Below are 22,459 nucleotides of genomic sequence, written 5' to 3' on the forward strand. Positions count from 1 at the left end.
CGGCCGAAGCCCGCCAGGCTCACCACGTCAGACCGTGCCCGCCGTGCCGAGCGCGGCACCGGAAGCCGCGGCGCCGGCGAGGAACGCCCGCCGGCCGAAGCCCGCCAGGCTCACCACGTCAGACCGTGCCCGAACGGGTACAGCGGCGTGTCCGGGTCGTCCGCCCGCGGGATCGTCACCGGCAGCTTGCCCTGCGGCGCCTTCTCGCCGTACATCACCTTCGCCAGCGACTCCATGGCGACCGCGTTGAACGAGTAGGTGGCGAGGTGGGTGTCCGCCTCGGTGACGTACGCGATGTCGTACGGGTCGCGCACACCGACGACCACCACCGGTTTGCCGGTCGCGACCAGCTCGCGCACCAGCTGCTGCTGCTTGCCCGCCGGGTCGGTCGGGTTGCCCCCGGGGTTGGTCTCGTCGGTGTCCCACGCCTTCATCGTCAGCACCACGGTGACGTCGTTCGTCTCGGCGGCTGCCTTGGCCGCGGCGATCGACTCGTCGGACGGGCGTGCGCCGGTCTCGAGCGTCTGCGTGGTGGCGTCGCGCTCCTCAAGCGAGGACGCGAGCGCGCCCGTGGTGTCCTCGCCCCAGCCGGTGACGAGAACGTTGCGCGGTTCGGCGGACAGCGGCAGGTGATCGCCGCCGTTCTTCACCAGCGTCGTCGTGCTATCGGTGATCTCCTGTGCGCGGGCGAGGTTCTGCTCGGTGCCCACGACGTCCATCACAGCGTCCTCGTCGACGAACGGGTGGTCGATCTGGCCGTTGCGCCACTTCAGTTCGAGCACCCGGTACACGGACTCGTCGATGCGCTTCTCGGTCAGCTCGCCGTCCTTCACCGCATCGATCACCGCGTCGTACGCGACGTCGAACTCGGGCGGGTTGAGCAGGACGTCGGCGCCCGCCTTCAGCGCTAGCACGGGTGCGCGGTCGTTGCCGTACTTCTCCGTGATGCCGGCCATGTCGAGCGAGTCGGTGACGATGACGCCGTCGTACCCGAGCTCGCCGCGCAGGATGTCGGTGAGGATCGGCTTCGACACGGTGGCCGGGTCACCGGAGGGATCGAGCGCGGGCACCTGGATGTGCGCCGTCATGATCGAGTCGATGCCGCGGTCGATGGCGGCCTCGAACGGCGGCAGGTCGAGCTCCTCCCACTGCTGCCTGGTGTGCTCGATAACCGGGAAGCCGTAGTGGCTGTCGGTGGCTGTGTCGCCGTGGCCGGGGAAGTGCTTCGCCGCGGACGAGATCCCCGCGTCGCCCTCGTAGCCGCCGACCTGTGCGGCGGTGTGCTGTGCCGCCAGCTGTGGGTCCTCGCTGAACGACCGCACGCCGATCACCGGGTTCAGCGGGTTGACGTTCACGTCCGCCACGGGCGCGAAGTCGTGCCGTACGCCCATCGCGGCCAGCTCAGTGCCGGTGATCGCGGCGGCGTCACGGGACGCCGCGGTGCTCCCGCCGGCGGCGAGTGCCATGTTGCCGGGGAACTGGGTCGCCGGTGGGCCGACACGGACGATCACGCCGCCCTCCTGGTCGATCGAGGCGAGCAGCGGCACCTCGGCGCCGGTGGACGTGGCGGTCTCCTGCAGGCCGTTGGAGAGCTCGGCGACCTTCGTCGGATGGCTGGTGTTGTCCGCCCACGCGAAGTACAGCACGCCGCCCAGGTGGTACTTCTCCACCACCTCGCGCGCCGTCGGCACGCCGTAGTCGTCGATGTTGCCCTGGTGCGGCCCGTCGGCGGTCTGCCCGTAGACCCTGGTGGAGAAGAGCTGTCCGACCTTCTCCTTCAGCGTCATCCCGGCGATGGTCGACTTGATCCAGCCGTGCATCCGAGAGTCCTTTGCCGAGTTCCCCGCATGGGCCGCGGGCGCGGTCACCCCGGTGGCGAGCAGTGCGGCTACCGCGAACGTTGGGACGATACGACGACTACGCATGGCTGTCTCCCTGCGGCGCGCAGCGAATCGGCGTACGGGGGAAATTTGCCCCAGCTGCCGTTAGCCAGGCAACTTACCCACCTGGGTGACGTCGGTCAACGCCTTGGCCGCAGGTGGTACCCGTGGTGATGGCGACCGCGTAGATTCGGCCTGTGCTCGACTACGACCGCGAAGCGGACTGCTACGACGCGACCAGGGGCGGCCAGGTGCGTGCCGACGCCGCCGCGGACGCGCTAGACTGGTTGTTCGGCCCCACCGTGCGGCAGGTGCTCGACGTCGGCGCCGGTACGGGGATCGTCAGTGCGGCGCTGGCTGCCACCGGCAAGACGGTGTACGGCGCGGACGCGTCGGCCGGCATGCTGCGGCTGGCCGCCGGGCGGCTGCCCGGCAGGCGGATGTGCGCCGACGTGACCAGGCTGCCGGTCCGTGACGGCATGTTCGACGGGGTGTTCGTGATGTGGCTGCTGCACCTGGTGCGCGACTCCGCCGGCGCGGTCGCGGAGTGCGTGCGGGTGTTGCGGCCGGGCGGGCTGTTCGTCACCAGCGTCGAGGTGCACTCCACCCACCAGCGGGTGGCGTCCGACGTCACGGAGATCCTCATGCGCTACGCGAAGCCGGGCTGGCAGGACCGGGAACGCGACCGGCGCGACAAGGTGGTGGCCGCGGCGGACGCCGCAGGGGCGCGGTACGCGGGCGAGACCACGTACGTCGGCCACGGCCGCGGCATGGTGCCCGCACACGTGGCACGGGAGATGGCCGACGGCATGGTGCCCATCGGCCGGCTCGACGACGACGCGAAGGCCGCATGCGTCCGCGAGCTGGAGGCCCTGCCGGACCAGACGGCCAGACGCCCCGACCCGGTGTACACCCTGGTCGCGTTCGTCGCCTGAGTGAGCGGTCAGGTCTGCCGGCGCTCCCGGTAGGCGGCGGCCTTCACCCGGCTCTGGCAGGCGGTCGAGCAGAACCTGCGTGAGGTGTCCACGTACGCGCGGTCGCAGCTCGGTGCTGAGCAGATGCCGAGCCGCTCGGCGTACTCGCCGCCGAGCACTACGGCGAGGCCGGTTGCGCAGCTCGCGGTCCAGCCGCCGACGAGCGAGCCGTCGGTGCCGTGGAAGTGCAGGTGCCAGGGCTCGCCGTCGTGCTTGCTGAGCTCTGGGCGTGCGCCGCTGTCCGCGAGCAGCCGGTTGACGGTGCCGGCGGCGGTGTCGAGGTCGGCGGCGGCGACTGCCTCGAAGACCGTACGCAGCCGCGCGGCGAGGGCGACCAGGTCGTCGACGTCGGCGCGGTCAGGCGCGGTCTGCCGCCGGTTCGGCGAGCTGGTGGCCGCGAGGGCGCCGGCGACGGCGTCGAGCAGGGCGTCGCCGGCGGGCAGCGGGTACGGCCGGCCGCGGGCCTCGCCGGGGGTCGCGACGTTGACCAGGTCGACCGTCACCCGCACGACCGCATCCATGTGACTGTTGAAGTCCACTTGACCGGTCACGCCTTCCTGACTAGATCACTGTCGTACTCGATTATGCCAGTGACGGGAGTCCTCATGCTGCAGACCGATGCCGCCGTGTCCTGGGTGGCGAGCTGGGATCGCCAGCAGGAGAAGTACATGGCCGACCGCGAGGAGCGGTTCGCGGTGATCGCGGACGTCCTGGAGACCACCACCGGCCGACCGGACCCGCTGGTCGTGGACGTGGGCTGCGGCCCGGGGTCGCTGGCGGCACGCATCCTCGACCGGCTGCCCGCCGCGCAGGTGGTGGGCGTGGACAGCGACCCGCTGCTGCTCGGGCTGGCCGCCGGCGCGTACGGCGACCGCTCCGGCCTGCGGCTGGTCGACGCCGACCTGCGCGCCGACGGCTGGCCGGGCCGGCTCGGCCTCGACCGGCCCGCGGACGCGGTCGTCAGCACCACAGCGCTGCACTGGCTGTACCGCGACGAGCTGGCGAGGGCGTACGCGGACTTCGCCGGCGTGCTGCGGCCCGGCGGGGTGTTCGTGGACGGCGACCACATCTACGAGGGGCCCGACCGGCCCCGCCTCGACCAGCTGATCCGTACCTTGCGGGAGACGCGGGCGGTGCGGGCCGGCGTGCCGCACGACGGCACCGCGTGGCAGAGCTGGTGGGCCGAGGTGACCGCGGCGCCCGAGCTGGCGGAGCTGGTGACCGAGCGGTCGCAGCGCTCCCTGGACCACAACGGCAGCAGCGACGTCTGGTTCGCCGACCGGCTGGAGCTGCTCGACAAGACCGGCTTCGTCGAGGCCGGTACGGTCTGGCAGTCCGGCGACGACCGCGTGCTGGTCGCGTTCCGCGGCGAGTGACCGCCAGGGTCAGAACAGGCTGGGGCTGAGTGAGGCGGCGGCGAGCCTGGCGGCCTGCCGCACCTCCTGCTCCCGGTCGTCGACCAGCGGTGCGAGCACCCGCCAGGCGGCCTCCTGGTGCGCCTTCGCCGCGCGGCAGCCGAGCGCACGGGCGACCGCCCACCTGGCCTGTGGCTGCGTCCCCCTGGCCAGGGTGCCGAGCCACGCCAGGGTGAGGTCCGGGTGGTAGCGCAGCATGCCGTCGCCGATGGTGATCGGCGCGAGCACGTAGCGCACCTCCTCGGTGCCGTCCGCCATCAGCGGCGTCAGCGCGTCGAGCAGCCGGCGCGCGGTGGCGGTGTCCGCGGACGCGGCCGCCCAGCCGGTGCCGACCGCGGCGGCCCTGCGGGCCTCCACGGAGGAGTGGCTCGCCCACCGCTTCACGACGTCCGAGCCGTCGCTGTACGACGTGACCAGCTCGGCGATGGCCAGCGCCACCCAGTCGCGCACGGCCGGGGACTCGTCCCTGGCCAGCCGGCGCAGCCGCGCCTCGGCGGCGGCCGCGCGGACCAGCCAGGCGGACGGCACGAGCAGCGCGGCCACCTGCCGCGCGGACGGGTCGGTCGAGTCGGCGAGGCCGCGCAGCAGCCGCCAGTCGGGTGGCTTCAGCCAGCGGACGAGGAACATCTTCAGCGCGTCCGGCGCCGTCCCGGTGGCCAGCTCGGTGTAGGAACGGAGCAGCTTCTCCACTTGTACGGGGTCACGTGTAGCGCATACCCGGATGGCGTCATGGCGCCATGCAGTGCGCGACAACGGAGCGACTCCCGAAGCCTGAGCAGACAGTATGGCAGCGTGCGGTGAAGTACGCCGTCCCCCTGTTATGCAGGGTAGTTGAGGTCGGCAGTTGCCGAAAGCGCGGGACCGAGGGTGTCGGCCAGATCGCTGCCCGCTGTCCCCCGCGGGCTGCGTCCGCGGTGCGCAGGGCAGGGCTGGACAATGGGGTACGTGGCAGACAACGCATCGGCTCGCGACATCGTGGTGCTCGGCTCGACCGGCTCCGTCGGCACCCAGGCGCTCGAGGTCGCGGGGCGGAACCCGGACGCGTTCCGCGTGGTCGGGCTGGCGGCGAGCGGCACGCGCACCGAGCTGCTCGTGCAGCAGGCGCTGGACTTCGGCGTCGCGGCGATCGCCGTGACGCGCACGTCGGCGGTGCAGGACGTCCAGCTCGCGCTCTACGCCGAGGCGCAGAAGCGGGGGTACGCCAAGGGCGAACACCGACTGCCGAAGCTGCTCGGCGGGCCGGACGCGGCCGCCGAGCTGGCGGCGTGGCCGTGCGACACCGTGCTGAACGCGATCGACGGCTCCGCCGGGCTGCCGGCCACGCTGGCCGCGCTGACCGCCGGCCGCACGCTGGCGCTGGCCAACAAGGAGTCGCTGATCGTCGGCGGCGAGCTGGTGCGGCAGCTGGCCGCGCCCGGGCAGATCGTGCCCGTCGACTCCGAGCACTCCGCGCTCGCCCAGTGCCTGCGCGGCGGCGACCCGGACGAGGTGCGCAAGCTGGTGCTCACCGCCAGTGGCGGGCCGTTCCGCGGCAGGTCGCGGGCGGACCTGACCGAGGTCACCCCGGAGCAGGCGCTCGCGCACCCGACCTGGCAGATGGGCCCGCTGGTCACGGTCAACTCCGCAACCCTGGTGAACAAGGCGCTCGAGGTCATCGAGGCGCACCTGCTGTTCGGGGTGCCGCTCGACCGGATCGAGGTCACCGTCCACCCGCAGTCGATGATCCACTCGATGGTCGAGTTCGTCGACGGTTCGACGCTGGCGCAGTGCTCGCCGCCGGACATGCGGCTGCCGATCTCGCTCGGCCTCGGCTGGCCACGCCGGGTCGCGGACGCGGCGCCCGCGGTCGACTGGCGGCAGGCGCACACCTGGGAGTTCTTCCCGCTCGACGACGAGGCGTTCCCCTCGGTGCGCCTGGCCAGGGAGGTGGCGGCCAGCGGCGGCACGTACCCTGCCGTCTACAACGCGGCCAACGAGGAATGTGTCACCGCCTTCCTCGACCACCAGCTGCCTTTCCTCGGTATCGTCGACACTGTCCAACGCGTCGTCGAGGCGCACGCAGAGGCGGCCGACCCCGCGGCCACTGCCGGGTTGACGGTCGGTGCCGTGCTGGAGGCGGACGCCTGGGCGCGGGAGAGGGCTCGAGAGATCGCAGGCATCCGAAGGGATAAGAGGCAGTAGATGTCCGACATTGCGTTGCTCGGCTGGGCGGGCATCCTGCTCTTCATCGTGGCCCTACTGACGTCGATCATGCTGCACGAGGCCGGCCACTTCGTGTTCGCCAAGAAGTACGGCATGAAGGCGTCGGAGTTCTTCGTCGGCTTCGGGCCGCGGCTGTGGTCGTTCCGGCGCGGTGAGACCGAGTTCGGGATCAAGGCGCTGCCGCTCGGTGGCTACGTGAAGATCCTCGGCATGACGCCGCTGGAGGAGCTCGACCCGGCCGAGCAGCACCGGGCGTTCTACAAGCAGAAGCCGTGGCACCGCTTCATGGTGCTCGTGGCCGGCTCGCTGACGCACTTCGTGATCGGCATCGTGATCCTGCTGATCCTGTTGATGGCCGTCGGGATCCCGATGAAGGAGCAGACCCTCGAGCTGCAGGCGGTCTCGAAGTGCCTGCCCACCTCGAACGCCAGCGCGTCCTGCGCCTCGGACGCGGGCAAGACCCCCGCGGCGAAGGCCGGCATCAAGCCGGGCGACAAGATCACCGGGTTCAACGGTGCGCCGGTGCAGTCGTGGGACGGGCTCAGCAAGGAGCTGCGGGCGCACGGCGGCGAGAAGGTCACGGTGACCGTCGAGCGGGGCGGCCAGACGAAGGAGCTGTCGACGACCCTCGCGACGGTCGAGGACCAGCAGACCGGCAAGCAGATCGGTTTCCTCGGCGTGACCGCGGGTGAGCGCATCAGCGGCTACCAGACGTACGGTCCGCTCGAGGCGGTCGGGAAGACCGGCGAGGTCTTCGTGCTGCAGATCGGGCTGATCTTCAAGACGCTCGGCCAGCTGCCCGCCGCGATCCCGAAGCTGTTCAGCGAGGAGCGCGGCGAGACCGAGGGCGGTCAGGTAGGCAGCGTGGTCGGCGCGGGCCGGATGGCCGGCTCGCTGTTCGGCTCCGACGACCCAGGTCGCGCCAAGGCGTCGAACTTCCTGAACATGCTGCAGAGCATCAACGTGTTCATCGGCGTGTTCAACCTGCTCCCGTTGCTGCCGATGGACGGCGGGCACATCGCGGTGCTGTTCTGGGAGCGGATAAAGGCGTGGTTCGCGCGCAAGCGCGGGAAGCTGGACCCAGGTCCGGTGGACATGACCAAGCTGATGCCGCTGACCTACGCGGTGTTCGTACTGTTGGTCGGTCTGGGCGCGGTGTTGATCACGGCTGACGTGGTCAACCCGCTGGAAAGCCCGTTCTGAGGGGACGGACGTAGATGAGCACTAACCTCGGGATGCCGACGTTGCCGCCGCAGGCGCTGGCCGAGCGGCGTGCGACCCGGCAGCTGATGGTCGGCAAGGTGCCGGTAGGCGGCGGCGCACCGATCTCGGTGCAGTCGATGACGGTGACGAAGACGACGGACGTGGACGCGACGCTTCAGCAGATCGCGGAGCTGACCGCGGCCGGCTGCGACATCGTCCGGGTCGCCGTGCCGAGCAGGGACGACTCCGAGGCACTGCCGGCGATCGTGGCGAAGAGCCAGCTGCCGGTCGTCGCGGACATCCACTTCCAGCCGAAGTACGTCTTCGGCGCGATCGAGGCCGGCTGCGCGGCGGTGCGGGTCAACCCGGGCAACATCAAGAAGTTCGACGACCAGGTCAAGGAGATCGCCGCCGCGGCCAAGGCCAACGGCACGCCGATCCGGATCGGTGTGAACGCCGGCTCGCTCGACCCGCGCCTGCTGGAGAAGCACGGCAAGGCGACGGCGGAGGCACTCGTGGAGTCGGCGCTGTGGGAGGCGTCGCTGTTCGAGGAGCACGGCTTCTACGACATAAAGATCTCCGTGAAGCACCACGACCCCGTCGTCATGGTGCAGGCGTACCGGCAGCTCGCCGACCGCTGCGACTACCCGCTGCACCTCGGTGTGACCGAGGCGGGCCCGGCGTTCCAGGGCACCATCAAGTCCGCGACCGCGTTCGGTGCGCTGCTCGCCGAGGGCATCGGCGACACCATCAGGGTCTCGCTGTCGGCGCCGCCGGTCGAGGAGGTCAAGGTCGGCAGCGCGATCCTCGAGTCGCTCGGCCTGCGGCCGCGGAAGCTGGAGATCGTCTCCTGCCCGTCGTGCGGCCGTGCCCAGGTGGACGTCTACAAGCTGGCCGACGAGGTCACCGCGGGTCTGGAGGGCATGGAGGTGCCGCTGCGGGTCGCGGTGATGGGCTGCGTGGTGAACGGCCCCGGCGAGGCGCGCGAAGCGGACCTCGGGGTGGCGTCGGGCAACGGCAAGGGCCAGATCTTCGTCAAGGGCGAGGTCGTCAAGACGGTGCCCGAGGCGATGATCGTGGAGACGCTGATCGAAGAGGCGATGCGAATTGCCGAGGACATGGAGTCCGACGGCGTAAGCTCTGGGCCACCCGAGGTGTCGGTCACCTAGCCGGAGAGGTGGGCGCGTGCTGCGGACCTCGCCGTGTCGCGTGCTGGACGATCGGGACCTGCCGGCCGTCCAGGCTGTACTCGCGCGCGACCCGGTCACCGACGTCTTCGTCGGCTCGCGGGTCAGCACCTGCGGGCTGGACTCGTGGCGGCTCGGCGCCGAGATCTGGGGGTACCACGAGCACGGCGAGCTGGTCTCGCTCTGCTATTCCGGTGCGAACCTGGTGCCGGTGCAGGCGACCCAGGCGGCCGCACGGGTCTTCGCCGACCGGGCGCGCCGGCAGGGCAGGCGGTGTTCGTCGATCGTCGGGCCGATCCAGGCGGTCGAGCCGATGTGGCGGATGCTGGAGTCCGCGTGGGGACCAGCGCGCGCGGTGCGCGTACAGCCGCACATGGCCGCGGGCGCGTCGCCCGGCTGCGCACCCGACCCGGCCGTGCGGCGGGTACGTGAGGACGAGGTCGACCTGGTCCTGCCGTCGTGCATCGCCATGTTCATCGAGGAGGTCGGGGTGTCACCGGTGGCTGGTGACGGCGGCGCTCTCTACCGCGCGCGGGTGTGGGAGCTGATCAGGCAGGGCCGTGCCTTCGCGCGCATCGAGGACGGTGTGGTGGTGTTCAAGGCGGAGATCGCGGCCGCCACCCGGCAGGCGTGCCAGATCCAGGGCGTCTGGGTGCCGCCGGAGTTCCGCAGCCGAGGACTCGCCGCGGCCGGTATCGCGGCGGTGGCCGCCGAGGCGCAACGGTCGGTCGCATCGCGGGTGAGCCTGTACGTCAACGACTACAACGCGCCCGCCAGGGCGGCGTACCAGAAGGCCGGCTTCGGCGAGATCGGCTGCTTCATGTCCGTGCTGTTCTGACGTTCACCATGACGGTTGTCATGGTGAGCTGCCGATGTGCATCACTGCCGCTGCGACGTCGCCGCGGTCAGAGTCGTCGGTATGACACCCCCATTCGCCGCCGTCTCGTTGGCCGGTCTGGTCAAGCGGTACGGGCCGACCACCGCCGTCGACGGGGTGCAGCTGGCCGTCGCACCCGGTGAGGTCGTGGCGTTGCTCGGCCCGAACGGCGCCGGCAAGTCCACGACCATCGACATGATGCTCGGCCTCACCCGGCCGGACGCGGGCACTGGGGAGCTGTTCGGGCGACCGCCGCGCGCCGCGATCGCGGCCGGCCAGGTCGGCGCAATGCTGCAGAACGGGCAGCTGCTGCCGGACATCACCGTGACAGAAGCGGTGGCCCTGGTCGCCTCGCTGCACCATAACCCGGCGGCCGTCGGCGAGGCGCTGGCGCGTGCGGGCATCGAGCAGCTGGCCAGGCGCAGGACCGGCAGGCTCTCCGGCGGGCAGCAGCAGCGGGTGCGGTACGCCATGGCGCTCGTCGCCGACCCGGACCTGATCGTGCTGGACGAGCCGACGGCCGGGATGGACGTGGAGTCGCGGATCGCGTTCTGGCGGTCCATCCGCGCCGAGACCACGGCGGGCAAGAGTGCTGTTCGCCACCCACTACCTGGCCGAGGCGGACGAGCAGGCCGACCGGGTCGTGGTGCTGAACCGGGGCAGGGTCGTCGCCGACGGCTCCGCCGCCGAGGTCAAGTCCGTGGTGTCGAGCCGGCTGGTGTCGGCGACGCTCCCGGCGGCCGACGCCGGGCGGCTGCGGCTGTTGCCCGGCGTCGACGACGTCACCGTGCACGGCAGCACGGTGCAGCTGCGGTGCAGTGATTCCGACGCCGCGCTGCGAGCGCTGCTCGCCGCGTACCCACGGGCCGAGCACCCGGAGGTGACCGGTGCCGACCTCACCGCGGCCTTCCTCACCCTGACCGGTGGAGCGGACGAATGAGCCTGACCTATCTGCGCGTCGAGATCATGCGGCAGGTGCGGGACCCGAGGACGCTGATCTTCACCGTGGCGATGCCGTCGGTGCTGTTCCTGATCTTCAGCAACACCAGCAGCGGTGAGCTCGGTGGCATCTCGTCGAGTGCCTACCTGATGGTGAGCATGGCCGCGTACGGCTCGATCGGCGCGGCGATGTTCTCCGCGTCCGGCATCGCGCTCGAACGCAGGATCGGCTGGAACAGGCAGCTGCGGCTGACCCCGTTGCCGCCGCAGGCGTACGTGCTCGTGAAGGGGACCGTGGCGTGGCTGGTGACGCTGGTGGGGCTGTTGCTGGTGTACCTCGTCGGTCTCGGCTGCGGGGTCGACCTGACGTGGACGCGGTGGCTGGAGTCGCTCGCCGCCACCTGGCTCGCGGTGCTGCCGTTCGTGCTGCTCGGTATCGGCATCGGGTACGTCGGCAAGGTCGACCTGGTGCAGCCCGTGACCATGATCGTGTTCCTCGGCATGTCGATCGTCGGCGGGCTGTGGGTGCCGGTGCAGGCGATGCCGGACCTGCTGGCACAGCTGGCCAGGGTGGTGCCTTCGTACTGGCTCGGCGCCGCCGGCCGGGCACCGCTCGGCGCACCGGGCTTCGGGGTCGAGGGCGTGCTCGTGCTGGCGGCCTGGGCCGTGCTGTTCGGCGGGCTCGCCGCGTGGCGGTACCGGGCAGACACCACCCGCGTGTGACGGGGCGGAGTACCGTGCAGGACATGGCAGGCGACGGCGAGCGGCCCCCGTTCGAGGAGCCGAAGTTCCCCGGCAGGCGATGGAGCTGGCTGTTGGCCGGGGTGTGGCTGCTCTACCTCGTCTACCCGGTGACCGACCTGGCCACCTCGGCCCGGCCGTGGTGGCAGGTGGCCGCGGGTGTCGCGCTCACCGTGGCGTTCGCGGGGGTCTACCTGCTTGCCCTGCGCTGTGGGCTGGCCCCTGACCTCGGGCGCGGTGCGCACTGGCGTGCGTGCCGCTCGGGCTGCTCGCGATCACCGGCTGCATGGTCCTGCTCGTCGGGCTGGCGAGCAGCACCTACCTGGTGTTCAGCATCGTCGTGGCGATCGCGCTGTGGCGGCCCGCGGCGAGCCTGGCGCTGACGGCCGTGGCCGTCGGGTGGGCGTCGTACCTGCTGCCGCGGCTGCTCGGCGAACCCCCGGTGGTGGAGCTCGTCGTCATCATCGTGGTGGTGGCCGCGCTCATCTACGTGCTGCGGCACCTGCAGCGGCAGCAGGCGGTGACCCGCAGGGCGCGCGAGGACATGGCGCAGCTGGCTGTCGACGCGGAGCGGGCCAGGTTCTCCCGCGACCTGCACGACATCGTCGGGCACAGCCTCACCGGCATCATCGTGAAGGCGGAGCTCGCCGCCGCGTTGGCGAAGCGGCGGCCGGGTACCGGGAGGTCACGCTCGCGGGCGAGCTGGCGTCGGCCCGTGCAGTGCTCGACGCCGCGGGGATCGTGGCGGACCTGCCGGCCGCGGTCGACGAGGTGCCGGGCGAGCTGCGTCAGCTGTTCGGCTGGGTGGTCCGCGAGGGGGTGACGAACGTGGTGCGGCACAGCCGGGCGCACACCTGCCGGATCGCCGTTACCGCCATGTCGGTGACGGTGGCCGACGACGGGCGCGGCGCGAAGGCGGCGGACGGCAACGGGCTCACCGGGCTGCGGGAGCGCGTACAGGCGGCCGGTGGCACGGTGACCGCCGACGCCCCCGCCGGCGGCGGGTTCCGGCTGCACGCCGCGATGCCGGCGCACGAGCCGGCCGCGGACCGCGGGGTGCCGGCATGACCATCACCGTGCTACTCGCCGACGACCAGAACCTGGTGCGGGGCGCGATGGCCGCGCTGCTCTCGCTGGAACGCGACATCGAGGTCGTCGCGCAGGTCGACCACGGCGACCGGGTGGTCGCGGCGGCCGAGCAGGCACGGCCGGACGTCGCGCTGCTCGACGTGCAGCTGCCCGGGCTGGACGGCATCGCCTGCACGGCCGCCCTGCGGGAGACGGTGCCGACCTGCCGGGTGCTGGTCGTCACGACCTTCGGCCGGCCCGGCTACCTGCGGCGGGCGATGGAGGCGGGCGCGAGCGGGTTCATGGTGAAGGACGCGCCCGTCGAGCAGCTCGCGGACGCGATCAGGCGGGTGCACGCGGGGCTGCGGGTGGTCGACCCGGACCTGGCGGCCGCGTCGCTCGCGGCGGGGGAGTCGCCGCTGACCGCGCGGGAACGCGACGCGCTCGTGGCGGCCCGCGACGGCGGCACCATCGCCGACCTCGCCGGGCGGCTGTACCTCTCCGAGGGAACGGTGCGTAACTACCTGTCCAGCGCGATCGGCAAGACCGACACGAGGACCAGGGCCGAGGCGGCCCGGGTGGCGGAGACACGCGGCTGGCTCTGACCTGCTACGCCGTGCACACCGCGTGATGCCCGTGCCGGAGCCGGGATGATCGCGGTTAGACTTCGAGGAAACTGCCCCCCGACGTCGTCCGCAGGAGTTCTGTCATCCCCATGCGTACGAGCACTCCGAGGGTCTCCGCTGGTCGTCGCGTCCTGGTCACGGGTGGTGCGGGTTTCATCGGCACCGCGGTGGTCGACGCGTTGGTGGCGGCCGGCGACGAGGTCGTCGTCGCCGACCGCAGGCCGCCGGCCAACCGCGAGGTCGCGTACGTAGCCGGCGACCTGCTCGACCCCGCGATCCGCGAGAAGGCGTTCGCGGCCGGCGTCGACGCCGTCGTGCACCTGGCCGCGTTCACGTCCGTGCTGCGCTCCGTGGAACGGCCGGCAGACTGCCTGCGGGCCAACGTGGAGCTCACCGCACAGCTGCTCGAACTGTCCAGGCTCCGCGACGTCGGAACGTTCGTGCTTGCGTCCACGAACGCGGTCGCAGGCGACCACGGCACCACGCCGATCACCGAGGACTCCCCGCTGCGCCCGATGTCGCCGTACGGCGCCACCAAGGCGGCGGCGGAGATGCTGCTCGCCGGGTACGCGGGCGCGTACCAGATGACCACGTCGGCGCTGCGGTTCTCGAACGTCTACGGGCCGGGCATGCAGGAGAAGGACAGCTTCGTGCCGCGGCTGATGCGTGCGGCGCTGACCGGCACCGGGGTAGAGGTCTACGGCGACGGTGAGCAGTGCCGCGACCTGGTGCACGTCGACGACGCGGTGCAGGGCGTACGGCTGGCTCTCGCCGGCCAGCTGCCCGGCCCGGCGATCATCGCGTCCGGACAGTCGGTGACGGTGAACGAGCTGGTCGCCGCGGCGCGCGAGGTGACGGGCGCGCCGATCCCCGTGACGCGCGTGCCGGCGAAGGCCGGCGAGATGCCCGCCGTCGTGGTCGACGTCGCGCGCTCCCGCGCCAGGGGCTACGTACCCGGCCACGACCTGGCGTCCGGGTTGGCTACCGTATGGGACGACTGGCGCCCGGCCGAGACCGGGTGAATACCTGCGAGCTGTACGGGAAGGCGACCGAGGTGACGACTACCGACGTCGAACCGGCCATCGACGACACCGACACGCAAGCCCTGCGCGCGTTCGCGCAGGAGTACGGCGACGCCAGGTTCAGTCCTGTCGTGATCATCATCGCGGCGTACAACGAGGCGCAGGGGATCGGTGCGGTCGTCGAGCGGATACCGCGGTGTAGCTGCGGCATGGACGTCCAGACGCTCGTCGTCGATGACGGCAGCCCGGACGCGACCGCAGACGCCGCCCGCAGGCACGGTGCGTACGTCTGCCGCGCGCCGCGCAACCGCGGCCAGGGTGCGGCGCTGCGGCTTGGCTACCGGCTCGCGAGGGAACGCGGCGCGCAGTGCCTCGTCACCACCGACGCGGACGGCCAGTACGACATCGAGGAGCTGCCGCTGCTGCTGCAGCCGCTCGTCGACGGCACCGCGGACTTCGTCACCGGGTCCCGGGTGCTCGGCAGCCACCAGGCGACCGACGTCGCTCGGCGGGTGGGCACGCCGGTGTTCGCCTGGTTGGTCAGCGCGCTGACCGGGACGAGGGTGACCGACACGTCGTTCGGGTTCCGCGCGATGCGCGCCGAGGTCACCGGCGACGTCACGCTCGCGCAACCGCAGTACCAGTCCTCTGAGCTGCTGATCGGCGTGCTCGCCCGGGGCTACCGCGTGCTCGAACAGCCGATGCGCATGCTGCGCCGCAACCAGGGCAGCACGAAGAAGGGCGGTTCGGTCGTCTACGGCTGGAACTACTTCCGCGTGGTGGTCGGCACCTGGCGGCGGGAACGCGGCCGGAACAGGCGGTCGAGGAGCACGAAGCGGCCGGCGAAGAGCACCGCGTAGGTCGCGAGGAACACCGCGCCGACCAGGCCGACCTCGAGCCAGTGGATGCTGGTCACCTTCGGCACGAGGATGCTCGCCGCGTGCGTGCTGAGGCTCGCCAGCCCGACGGTCACGAGCACGATGGCGACGTACGGGAGCACCTCGCGCAGCAGGTCGTGCCGGCCCTTGCGGCCCCAGGTCCAGTTGCGGTTGAGGAAGTAGTTCGGGACGGCGCCGGCCAGCCAGCCGAGCACGGTCGCGGCGGTGCTGCCCGCGCCTACGACGCCGTACACGAAGAGGAAGGCGACCTCGGAGCAGATGGTCGCGATGACGGAACCCGCGGTGTACTTGCTCAGCTTCACGCCGAGCGGTGACCGCAGGATCCGGGCGGCGAGCGGGTTCTGCATGAGTCGTCTTCGCACGCTACCCCAACGGGTCGCAGGCGGCGACGACCCGTTGGGCTCCCGGCTGGTGGACGGGGTCAGCACGGCACGCGTGCCACGCCGAGGACGGACTGGCCGAACGGCGGCGTGAAGAACCGCTCGGTCGCCCGGGTCACCGGCACCACGAACCGGTCGTAGAGCCGCACCAGGCGCGGGTTGGGACTGCCGACGCCGCCCTTGCGTACCGCCAGCCACCAGGCGATGCCGCCGAGCAGGTTGACCGGCCGGACGCTGTCCGGCCGCAGCCCGGCGCTCTCGAACGCGGCACGGAGCGTGCGCGGTGTGTACCGACGATGGTGACCTACCGCGCGGTCGAAGTCGCCGTAGAGCGCCTGGTACCCGGGTACCCACATGATCACCGTGCCGCCCGGGCGGACGTGCGCGGCCAGCCGGCGCAGCGCGTCGACGTCGTCTTCGATGTGCTCGAGCACGTTGACCGCGAGCACGGTGTCGACCGGCTCGTCCAGGTCCACGGTGCCCTCCGCGTCCATCTGTCTGGCCTCGATCTCCGGGCGCTCGTCGAACCGCTGCGCCATCAGTCGTACGCAGTCGGGGTCGAGGTCGGTCACCAGGTAGTGCTTCGGCCCGGTGAACGTGCTCGCGAACTCGCCCATGCCCGCGCCGACCTCGAGTACGATGTCGCCACAGTGCGGGCGGATGAGATCATGCTGGTAGCGCTTGTAGCGCACCTGCAGGCCCGAGTCTTCTGGGTCACGTCCGGTAGCGGCGAAGAATGCGCCACTTCCGGTCGCTGGTTCGGAACTCAAAACAGTGTTCTCCGACGATCCTTTATCTGGATTTGTAACAGTCTCGTCACAGGCCCGCCAGCCTATCGGTTAAGGTCGGAAGGACTGGTGGCGGCAGCTGGTGCCCGTTCGGGTCGCCGCGACGAGATGACCAGTAGTCCACAGCTGAAAGAGCCCGGTCAATGCGGATCCTCGTGCTTGGTGGTGACGGCTATCTCGGGTGGCCGACCGCCCTGTACCTCTCTCGACACGGCCACGATGTGGGGGTGCTCGACAACTACGTGCGTCGACAATACGACCACGAGCTCGGCGTCGACAGCCTGGTCCCCATCGCGTCCTTGCGCGACCGCGTACGCGCCTGGCGCGAGATTTCAGGTAAAGAAATCGTAATGTTCTCCGGGGATCTACAGGACGAAGAATTTACCTACCGGACGATCCGCGAATTCGCACCCGATGCGGTCGTCCACTTCGCGGAACAGCGTGCCGCTCCGTACTCGATGATCGACCGTAAACACGCGGTGTACACCCAGGTGAACAACGTGGTCGGCACGTTGAACCTGCTCTTCGCCATCGGCGAGGTGGACCGCGACATCCACCTGGTGAAGCTCGGCACGATGGGGGAGTACGGCACCCCGAACATCGACATCGAGGAGGGCTGGCTGGAGGTCGAGCACAACGGCCGCAAGGACCGGATGCTCTACCCGAAGCGGCCCGGCTCGTTCTACCACCTGTCCAAGGTGCACGACAGCCACAACATCGAGTTCACCTGCCGGATCTGGGGTCTCAGGGCGACCGACCTCAACCAGGGCGTCGTGTACGGCCAGGAGACCGAGGAGACCAAGCTCGACCCGCGGCTGGCGACGCGGTTCGACTACGACTCGGTGTTCGGCACCGTGCTGAACCGGTTCGCCATCCAGGCCGTGCTCGGCCACCCGCTGACCGTCTACGGCAACGGCACCCAGACGCGCGGGCTGATCGAGATCCGCGACACCGTCGAGTGCATCCGGCTGGCCTGTGAGAACCCCGCCGAGCGCGGCGAGTTCCGGGTGTTCAACCAGATGACCGAGTCGTTCTCCATGGGCGAGATCGCCAAGACCATCCAGAACACGTACCCACACCCGGTGGACATCGAGTACGTGGACAACCCGCGGGTTGAGCTGGAGAACCACTACTACAACGTCAAGCACACCGCTCTCGTCGACCTCGGTCTGCAGCCGCACCTGCTGTCCGACACGCTGCTCGAGTCGCTGTACGGCGTGATCGAGCAGCAGAAGCACCGCGTCGACCCGGAGGCCATGCGGCCTTCGGTCAACTGGCGGAGCACGGCGAGCGCGGCGATGCCGGCCCAGGCCGGCGGCTGAGCTCGCGCGACCGACGACGGCGCCCGGCACCGCGGTGTGCCGGGCGCCGCTTTCGGTGATCCAGGCCGGCCCGGCGTGGAAGTCCGCGTGAGCGGCGGTCGAGCGGATCGCTATCCTCGCGTGCATCACTTCCCGACGACCGAGGAGCTGGCCGTGCTCAGGATGTCCACCCTGTTCCTTCGCACCCTGCGCGAGGACCCCACGGACGCCGAGGTGCCGAGTCACCGGCTGCTCGTGCGTGCCGGCTACATCCGCAGGGCGGCTCCCGGCATCTACTCCTGGCTGCCGCTTGGCTGGCGGGTCTACATGAACGTCGAGCGCATCGTCAGGGAGGAGATGGACGCGGCGGGCTTCCAGGAGGTGCACTTCCCCGCGCTGCTGCCGCGCGCCCCGTACGAGGCGACCAACAGGTGGCTGGAGTACGGCGACGACATGTTCCGGTTGAAGGACCGCAGGGGCAACGACATGCTGCTCGCGCCGACGCACGAGGAGATGTTCGCGCTCGCGGTGAAGGACCTGTACTCCTCGTACAAGGACCTGCCGCTGTCGATCTACCAGATCCAGTGGAAGTACCGCGACGAGCCGCGGCCGCGTGCCGGAATCCTCCGCGGCAGGGAGTTCTGCATGAAGGACTCCTACTCGTTCGACGTGGACGGCGCCGGGCTCGACCGGTCGTACGACAGGCACCGCGAGGCGTACAAGCGACTGTTCGACCGGCTGGGACTCGACTACGTGACGGTGGCGGCGATGTCCGGCGCGATGGGCGGCTCGCGCAGCGAGGAGTTCCTCACGCCGCTCGAGGCCGGCGAGGACACCTTCGTCAGCTGCAGCTCGTGCGACTACGCCGCCAACACCGAGGCCGTCGAGGTCTCCCCGCCGCAGCCGCGGCTGGTCGACGGGCTGCCGGCGGCACACGTGGAGGACACGCCGGACACCCCGACCATCGAGACCCTCGTCGACCTGTTCAACCAGCGCGACGACCTGCGCCGCCCGGACCGCGACTGGACCGCGGCGGACACGCTGAAGAACGTCGTCGTGAAGCTCGTACACCCGGACGGCAGCACCCAGCCGCTCGTCGTGGGCGTGCCCGGCGACCGCGACGTCGACCAGAAGCGGCTGGACGCCCAGGTCTACCCGGCCACCATCGAGCCGTTCACCGAGGAGGACTTCGAGGCGCACCCGGCCATGGTCAAGGGCTACATCGGCCCGCAGATCCTCGGCGAGGACAAGCCCGCCGGTGTCCGCTTCCTCGTCGATCCGCGGATCGTAGACGGCACCCGGTGGATCACCGGCGCGAACGAGCCGGGCAAGCACGTCGCCGACCTGGTCGCAGGGCGCGACTTCACCGCCGACGGCACGATCGAGGCCGCCGAGGTCGCCGACGGCGACCCGTGCCCGCGGTGCGGGTCACCGATGAGCATCGCCCGCGGCATCGAGATCGGCCACATCTTCCAGCTCGGCACCCGCTACGCCGAGGCGCTCGGCCTCACCGTGCTCGACGAGCGCGGCGAGCAGGTGACCGTGACGATGGGGTCGTACGGCATCGGGGTGAGCCGGCTGGTCGCCACCATCGCGGAGAAGCACCACGACGACATGGGCCTGGTGTGGCCGCGCGAGGTCAGCCCCGCCGACGTGCACGTGGTGGCCACCGGCAAGGACGACGCCGTCTTCGCCGCGGCGGAGAAGCTCGCCGCCGGCCTGGAGTCGCAGCGTGCGCAGGTGCTCTACGACGACCGGCGCGGGGTGTCCGCGGGCGTGAAGTTCAACGACGCGGAGCTGCTCGGCGTGCCGACCCTCGTCGTGGTCGGCCGCGGCCTCGCGGACGGCAAGATCGAGGTACGCGACCGCGCGTCCGGCGAGCGCCGCGACGTCAGCGTGGACGACGCCGTCGAGCAGATCGCCGGCCAGCTCGGCCCCCGCCGATGACTGCGCCTCCTGCCGACCTCCCGCGCTCCGCTCCTCGCTCACTTGCGCCCTGCGCACATCCCACCCGTTGCCTGCTCGCTGCGATGCTCACGCGGGAGGTCTCCTGATGACCGTACGGGCGGTCATCTTCGACTGGGGCGGCACGCTCACGCCGTACCACCAGCTCGACTACGTCGAGGTGTGGCGGCAGGTCGCCAGGACGCTCGACCCCGCGCGGGCGGACGACCTCACCGCGGCGCTGCTCGGCGCCGAGGAGGAGCTGTGGCGGCGGGCGCGGGAGGAACAGCGCAGCGGGCACATGGCGGAGGTGTGCGCCGCCGCGGGCATCCCGCTGGACGACGCGTACCGCAGCGCGTTCTTCCAGGCGTGGGAGGCGCACACGTACACCGACCCGGACGCCGACGCGTTGCTGCGGGAGCTGCGGGCGCGCGACATCGTGGTGGGCCTGCTGTCGAACACCACCTGGCCGCGCGACTGGCTGGACGGCGTGCTCGCCAGGGACGGTGTGCTCGGGCACTTCGACGCCACCGTGTACAGCTGCGAGCTGGACTGCGTGAAACCGCACCCGGAGGCGTTCCGCCACGCGATGGAGCGCGTAGGGGTGCAGACGCCGGCCAGCGCCGTGTACGTCGGTGACCGCGCCTACGACGACGTCTACGGGGCCCAGCGCGCCGGCATGCGGACGGTGCTGGTGCCGCACAGCGACATCCCGGCCGCCGAACGCTGGGGCGAGCCGGCAGAGCCGGACGCCACCGTCCAGTGCCTGGCCGACCTCCTGCCGCTGGTCGACGAATGGCGTGCAGCCGGCAAATCGACCAAATTTTAGCTACTCATTGTAGTTTGATGCCTACCTCTCGGTTACCGTCGCCGGAACGGAGTGTCCGGACGGAGAGGTGAGGGTGACCGGGTGGGGCTGACGGAGAAGGTGGCACCTCGTGGCACCAGACGGAGGAAGCTGGCCGCTGGCTTGGCGCGGAAGGTGCGACCGGACCGGACGCCACCGCCGCCACCACCCGTGGTGCGCAGGGAGAACCGGACGCTGAAGGAGAGCTGGGCCGACAAGGACCCGAACGCGCTGGAGAACTACCTGGTCAGCGGTTTCCAGAACCCGCAGGTCAACGCCCAGAGCATCATCGCCAGGCACCACCTGATCCGGCAGCTGTTCGGCAACCGGTACGAGGACCTGATGCGGGCCGAGCTCGAACACTGCGTCGAGGCGACCAAGGCACTGCGCCGCCGCGCCAAGGAGCTTGACGTCCGGATGGGGTCCTTCCTGAAGGACCACAAGCGAGCGGGCGTGCTCGAGGTGAGCGAGGTCATCGCCGATTGGCAGGACACGTACGAGAAGGAGTGGGCGGCGGCCCTCGCGGACCGCAAGGCCAAGCCGTTGTCGGTGCTGGAGTTCGCCTGCGGCTCGGCCAACGACTACCGCTACTTCGACAGCTACGGCATCGCCAGGTTCCTCGACTACACCGGCGTCGACCTGAACGACAAGAACGTCGCCAACGCCAGGCGCCGGTTCCCGACGGTGAACTTCGAGGTGGGCAGCGTCCTCCACCTGCCGCACAAGAGCCGGAGCTTCGACTACGTCGTGGCGTTCGACATCTTCGAGCACCTGTCGCTGGAAGCCATGGAGCAGGCGGTGCGGGAGGCCTGCCGGTTGGCGAAGAAGGGGATGGTGCTGACCTTCTTCAGCATGGTCGACGAGCCCGAGCACATGGTGCGGCCGCGCCGGAAGTACTTCTGGAACCGGCTGAGCATGCCGAAGGTGCGCGAGCTGGTGGGGGAGAGCTTCGCGTCGATCGAGGTCATGAAGATCAGGGACCTGATGAACGACGAGTTCGGATTCCCGTACTCCTACAACAAGAACGCCTGGACGTTCATCCCCGGCGCAAGTAGCCGGTCAGGTCCGCAGGCCGGGTAGTGGGTCGACGGCGCCGCTCCACTCCGCCTGCCGTACCGCGCTCTCCTGCATGGCGAGGATGCTCAGCCGGCGGATGCGCCGGCCGGCTGCCGCTACCAGCTGGGAGTACGCGCCCAGCGTCGCGCGTTCCAGGTCGGCGGCCAGGTCCCGCGCCTTCGCGGGTCCGGTGACAGGGAACGGCAGGCGGTAGCTGGCCGCGGCCGGCCGTGGCGTGGCGTCCTTCGCCCGGATCACGGCCTCCAGCCGGTCCCGCGCCGCCCGGTGCGCGTTCAGGTGTTCCGCCGCCCGTTTGCGCTGCCGCCCGCGCAGGTGCGCCCCCGCGACGGCGTACCCGTAGACGGCCGCGTGCTCCCGGTCCAGCGCCTCCTGCAGCGCGTCGACGGGGCCCGGTGCGGGTGAAGGGGTCACTGGCGCACCTCGCGGAGCAGCTGGTCGTGGGCGGCCGAGCAGGCGCTCATGCTGGCCAGCACCTGCGCGAGCGTCCTGCCGGCCTCGAGCGCGTCGTCCACCAGACGGGTCGCGGCGCGGCGTTCCAGCCGGCGGAGGTCGGCGAGCGTCGGCGCCGCGGTGGTGGGCGATGCCGACGGGGTGGCGCTGGTGGACCGCTTGGCGCGGTGCCCCTTGGGCAACCTGGCGCGCAGCTCGCTGCGGTGTGCTTCGTGCCGCTTTCTGAACGGCCGCAGCGTGGCCGCCAGCCGCCCGCGGTCGTCGGCGACCGCGTCGTACGCCGCGAGGAGCTCGTCGGTACGCTTCAGCGCGCGCACCGTGATCGCGATGTCCGGATCGGGCGGTGCGGACTCCGTACGCTCCTTCAGTAACGGCCGGCACCCGGCGGAGAGGCCGATCGCCGCGACCGTCGACGCCGCTCCGGCCAGGAATCGCCGGCGGGCGGGCGCCGCCGTCGGTCGTGGTGAGTGCTCGGGCACGGAGGTCAATCTTTCATACCGCCCCGTGGCGGGATCGGGCGCGTCGACACACCTGGCGGCGCAAAGGCCGTTGCTGGCCGACGCTTGCGCGGAACTCCCGCTACGCTGTGACAGCCCACCGATTCAGGTTCTCGACAGACGTGCCGCGTAGCGGCGAGGG

20 protein-coding genes and 2 pseudogenes are annotated in these 22,459 nt (G+C 70.9%); 16 read left to right on the plus strand and 6 right to left on the minus strand.

Going from position 1 to position 22,459, the window contains the following annotated elements:
• Positions 1-110: 110 nt before the first annotated feature.
• The gene (locus GEV07_01225) at positions 111-1,925 is read right to left on the minus strand and encodes a glycoside hydrolase family 3 protein (protein ID MQA01387.1); all 1,815 of its coding nucleotides are present in this window, start codon (positions 1,923-1,925) and stop codon (positions 111-113) included.
• 152 nt (positions 1,926-2,077) lie between these two features.
• On the opposite strand from GEV07_01225, the gene GEV07_01230 reads away from it, so the two are divergent.
• Positions 2,078-2,815, plus strand: a complete 738-nt coding sequence (locus GEV07_01230; protein ID MQA01388.1) for a methyltransferase domain-containing protein — start codon at positions 2,078-2,080, stop codon at positions 2,813-2,815.
• Positions 2,816-2,823: 8 nt separating this feature from the next.
• Here the strand turns inward: GEV07_01230 and GEV07_01235 are convergent, their stop codons facing one another.
• A complete protein-coding gene (locus GEV07_01235) occupies positions 2,824-3,393 on the minus strand; it encodes a CGNR zinc finger domain-containing protein (GenBank protein MQA01389.1) in 570 nt (189 codons plus the stop codon).
• Between the two features lie 66 nt (positions 3,394-3,459).
• Between GEV07_01235 and GEV07_01240 the strand changes: the two genes are divergently transcribed.
• Positions 3,460-4,230, plus strand: a complete 771-nt coding sequence (locus GEV07_01240) for a methyltransferase domain-containing protein (protein MQA01390.1) — start codon at positions 3,460-3,462, stop codon at positions 4,228-4,230.
• A gap of 9 nt (positions 4,231-4,239) precedes the next feature.
• Here the strand turns inward: GEV07_01240 and GEV07_01245 are convergent, their stop codons facing one another.
• Complete coding sequence (locus GEV07_01245) at positions 4,240-4,959, minus strand: hypothetical protein (GenBank protein MQA01391.1); 720 nt, start codon at positions 4,957-4,959, stop codon at positions 4,240-4,242.
• 246 nt (positions 4,960-5,205) lie between these two features.
• On the opposite strand from GEV07_01245, the gene GEV07_01250 reads away from it, so the two are divergent.
• The 10 genes and pseudogenes from GEV07_01250 (at position 5,206) to GEV07_01295 (ending at position 14,994) form a co-directional block, all read left to right on the plus strand.
• Positions 5,206-6,450 carry a 1-deoxy-D-xylulose-5-phosphate reductoisomerase gene (locus tag GEV07_01250; protein ID MQA01392.1) on the plus strand — a complete coding sequence of 415 codons (1,245 nt, stop codon included), beginning with the start codon at positions 5,206-5,208 and terminating at the stop codon, positions 6,448-6,450.
• On the plus strand, positions 6,451-7,674 hold the full coding sequence (locus GEV07_01255) for a PDZ domain-containing protein (GenBank protein MQA01393.1): 1,224 nt from the start codon (positions 6,451-6,453) through the stop codon (positions 7,672-7,674).
• 14 nt (positions 7,675-7,688) lie between these two features.
• On the plus strand, positions 7,689-8,843 hold the full coding sequence (gene ispG, locus GEV07_01260) for a flavodoxin-dependent (E)-4-hydroxy-3-methylbut-2-enyl-diphosphate synthase (GenBank protein ID MQA01394.1): 1,155 nt from the start codon (positions 7,689-7,691) through the stop codon (positions 8,841-8,843).
• 19 nt (positions 8,844-8,862) lie between these two features.
• Positions 8,863-9,699, plus strand: a complete 837-nt coding sequence (locus tag GEV07_01265) for a GNAT family N-acetyltransferase (protein MQA01395.1) — start codon at positions 8,863-8,865, stop codon at positions 9,697-9,699.
• A gap of 81 nt (positions 9,700-9,780) precedes the next feature.
• Positions 9,781-10,678: pseudogene (locus GEV07_01270) on the plus strand (ATP-binding cassette domain-containing protein).
• Positions 10,675-11,400, plus strand: a complete 726-nt coding sequence (locus GEV07_01275) for an ABC transporter permease (protein ID MQA01396.1) — start codon at positions 10,675-10,677, stop codon at positions 11,398-11,400. Before GEV07_01270 ends, GEV07_01275 begins: the two are co-directional and overlap by 4 nt.
• 304 nt (positions 11,401-11,704) lie before the next feature.
• A pseudogene (locus tag GEV07_01280) lies at positions 11,705-12,486 on the plus strand (hypothetical protein).
• Positions 12,483-13,091 carry a response regulator gene (locus GEV07_01285; protein MQA01397.1) on the plus strand — a complete coding sequence of 203 codons (609 nt, stop codon included), beginning with the start codon at positions 12,483-12,485 and terminating at the stop codon, positions 13,089-13,091. Before GEV07_01280 ends, GEV07_01285 begins: the two are co-directional and overlap by 4 nt.
• Positions 13,092-13,201: 110 nt before the next feature.
• The gene (locus GEV07_01290; protein MQA01398.1) at positions 13,202-14,134 is read left to right on the plus strand and encodes an NAD-dependent epimerase/dehydratase family protein; all 933 of its coding nucleotides are present in this window, start codon (positions 13,202-13,204) and stop codon (positions 14,132-14,134) included.
• Entirely contained in the window at positions 14,101-14,994 is an 894-nt protein-coding gene (locus tag GEV07_01295) for a glycosyltransferase (protein MQA01399.1), read from the plus strand. The genes GEV07_01290 and GEV07_01295 overlap by 34 nt, the downstream gene beginning before the upstream one ends.
• On the opposite strand, the gene GEV07_01300 is transcribed toward GEV07_01295, so the two are convergent.
• Together GEV07_01300 and GEV07_01305 are read right to left on the minus strand one after the other, a co-directional pair.
• Positions 14,901-15,380 carry a hypothetical protein gene (locus GEV07_01300; protein ID MQA01400.1) on the minus strand — a complete coding sequence of 160 codons (480 nt, stop codon included), beginning with the start codon at positions 15,378-15,380 and terminating at the stop codon, positions 14,901-14,903. The two genes, GEV07_01295 and GEV07_01300, sit on opposite strands and share 94 nt — an antisense overlap.
• Before the next feature lie 74 nt (positions 15,381-15,454).
• The gene (locus GEV07_01305) at positions 15,455-16,183 is read right to left on the minus strand and encodes a methyltransferase domain-containing protein (GenBank protein ID MQA01401.1); all 729 of its coding nucleotides are present in this window, start codon (positions 16,181-16,183) and stop codon (positions 15,455-15,457) included.
• 161 nt (positions 16,184-16,344) lie between these two features.
• Between GEV07_01305 and GEV07_01310 the strand changes: the two genes are divergently transcribed.
• From GEV07_01310 to GEV07_01325, 4 genes are all read left to right on the plus strand, one after another.
• Positions 16,345-17,523, plus strand: coding sequence for an NAD-dependent epimerase/dehydratase family protein (locus GEV07_01310; protein MQA01402.1), 1,179 nt, complete (start codon positions 16,345-16,347; stop codon positions 17,521-17,523).
• 162 nt (positions 17,524-17,685) lie between these two features.
• Positions 17,686-19,449 carry a proline--tRNA ligase gene (locus GEV07_01315; protein ID MQA01403.1) on the plus strand — a complete coding sequence of 588 codons (1,764 nt, stop codon included), beginning with the start codon at positions 17,686-17,688 and terminating at the stop codon, positions 19,447-19,449.
• A gap of 106 nt (positions 19,450-19,555) precedes the next feature.
• Positions 19,556-20,275 carry an HAD-IA family hydrolase gene (locus GEV07_01320; GenBank protein MQA01404.1) on the plus strand — a complete coding sequence of 240 codons (720 nt, stop codon included), beginning with the start codon at positions 19,556-19,558 and terminating at the stop codon, positions 20,273-20,275.
• An 81-nt stretch (positions 20,276-20,356) separates the two neighbouring features.
• A complete protein-coding gene (locus tag GEV07_01325; protein ID MQA01405.1) occupies positions 20,357-21,373 on the plus strand; it encodes a methyltransferase domain-containing protein in 1,017 nt (338 codons plus the stop codon).
• Here the strand turns inward: GEV07_01325 and GEV07_01330 are convergent.
• Complete coding sequence (locus tag GEV07_01330; GenBank protein MQA01406.1) at positions 21,353-22,309, minus strand: DUF4439 domain-containing protein; 957 nt, start codon at positions 22,307-22,309, stop codon at positions 21,353-21,355. The two genes, GEV07_01325 and GEV07_01330, sit on opposite strands and share 21 nt — an antisense overlap.
• Positions 22,310-22,459 lie beyond the last annotated feature (150 nt).

Source organism: Streptosporangiales bacterium (genome assembly GCA_009379825.1).
Classification (GTDB): Bacteria; Actinomycetota; Actinomycetes; order Streptosporangiales; family WHST01; genus WHST01.

Excerpts from the sequence above, each read along its gene's own strand:
- GEV07_01225 (MQA01387.1), bottom strand. The coding sequence starts at position 1,925 with ATGCGTAGTCGTCGTATCGTCCCAACGTTCGCGGTAGCCGCACTGCTC.
- GEV07_01240 (MQA01390.1), top strand. The coding sequence starts at position 3,460 with ATGCTGCAGACCGATGCCGCCGTGTCCTGGGTGGCGAGCTGGGATCGC.
- GEV07_01250 (MQA01392.1), top strand. The coding sequence starts at position 5,206 with ATGGGGTACGTGGCAGACAACGCATCGGCTCGCGACATCGTGGTGCTC.
- GEV07_01255 (MQA01393.1), top strand. The coding sequence starts at position 6,451 with ATGTCCGACATTGCGTTGCTCGGCTGGGCGGGCATCCTGCTCTTCATC.
- ispG (MQA01394.1), top strand. The coding sequence starts at position 7,689 with ATGAGCACTAACCTCGGGATGCCGACGTTGCCGCCGCAGGCGCTGGCC.
- GEV07_01275 (MQA01396.1), top strand. The coding sequence starts at position 10,675 with ATGAGCCTGACCTATCTGCGCGTCGAGATCATGCGGCAGGTGCGGGAC.
- GEV07_01285 (MQA01397.1), top strand. The coding sequence starts at position 12,483 with ATGACCATCACCGTGCTACTCGCCGACGACCAGAACCTGGTGCGGGGC.
- GEV07_01290 (MQA01398.1), top strand. The coding sequence starts at position 13,202 with ATGCGTACGAGCACTCCGAGGGTCTCCGCTGGTCGTCGCGTCCTGGTC.
- GEV07_01295 (MQA01399.1), top strand. The coding sequence starts at position 14,101 with ATGGGACGACTGGCGCCCGGCCGAGACCGGGTGAATACCTGCGAGCTG.
- GEV07_01300 (MQA01400.1), bottom strand. The coding sequence starts at position 15,380 with ATGCAGAACCCGCTCGCCGCCCGGATCCTGCGGTCACCGCTCGGCGTG.
- GEV07_01310 (MQA01402.1), top strand. The coding sequence starts at position 16,345 with ATGCGGATCCTCGTGCTTGGTGGTGACGGCTATCTCGGGTGGCCGACC.
- GEV07_01315 (MQA01403.1), top strand. The coding sequence starts at position 17,686 with ATGTCCACCCTGTTCCTTCGCACCCTGCGCGAGGACCCCACGGACGCC.
- GEV07_01320 (MQA01404.1), top strand. The coding sequence starts at position 19,556 with ATGACCGTACGGGCGGTCATCTTCGACTGGGGCGGCACGCTCACGCCG.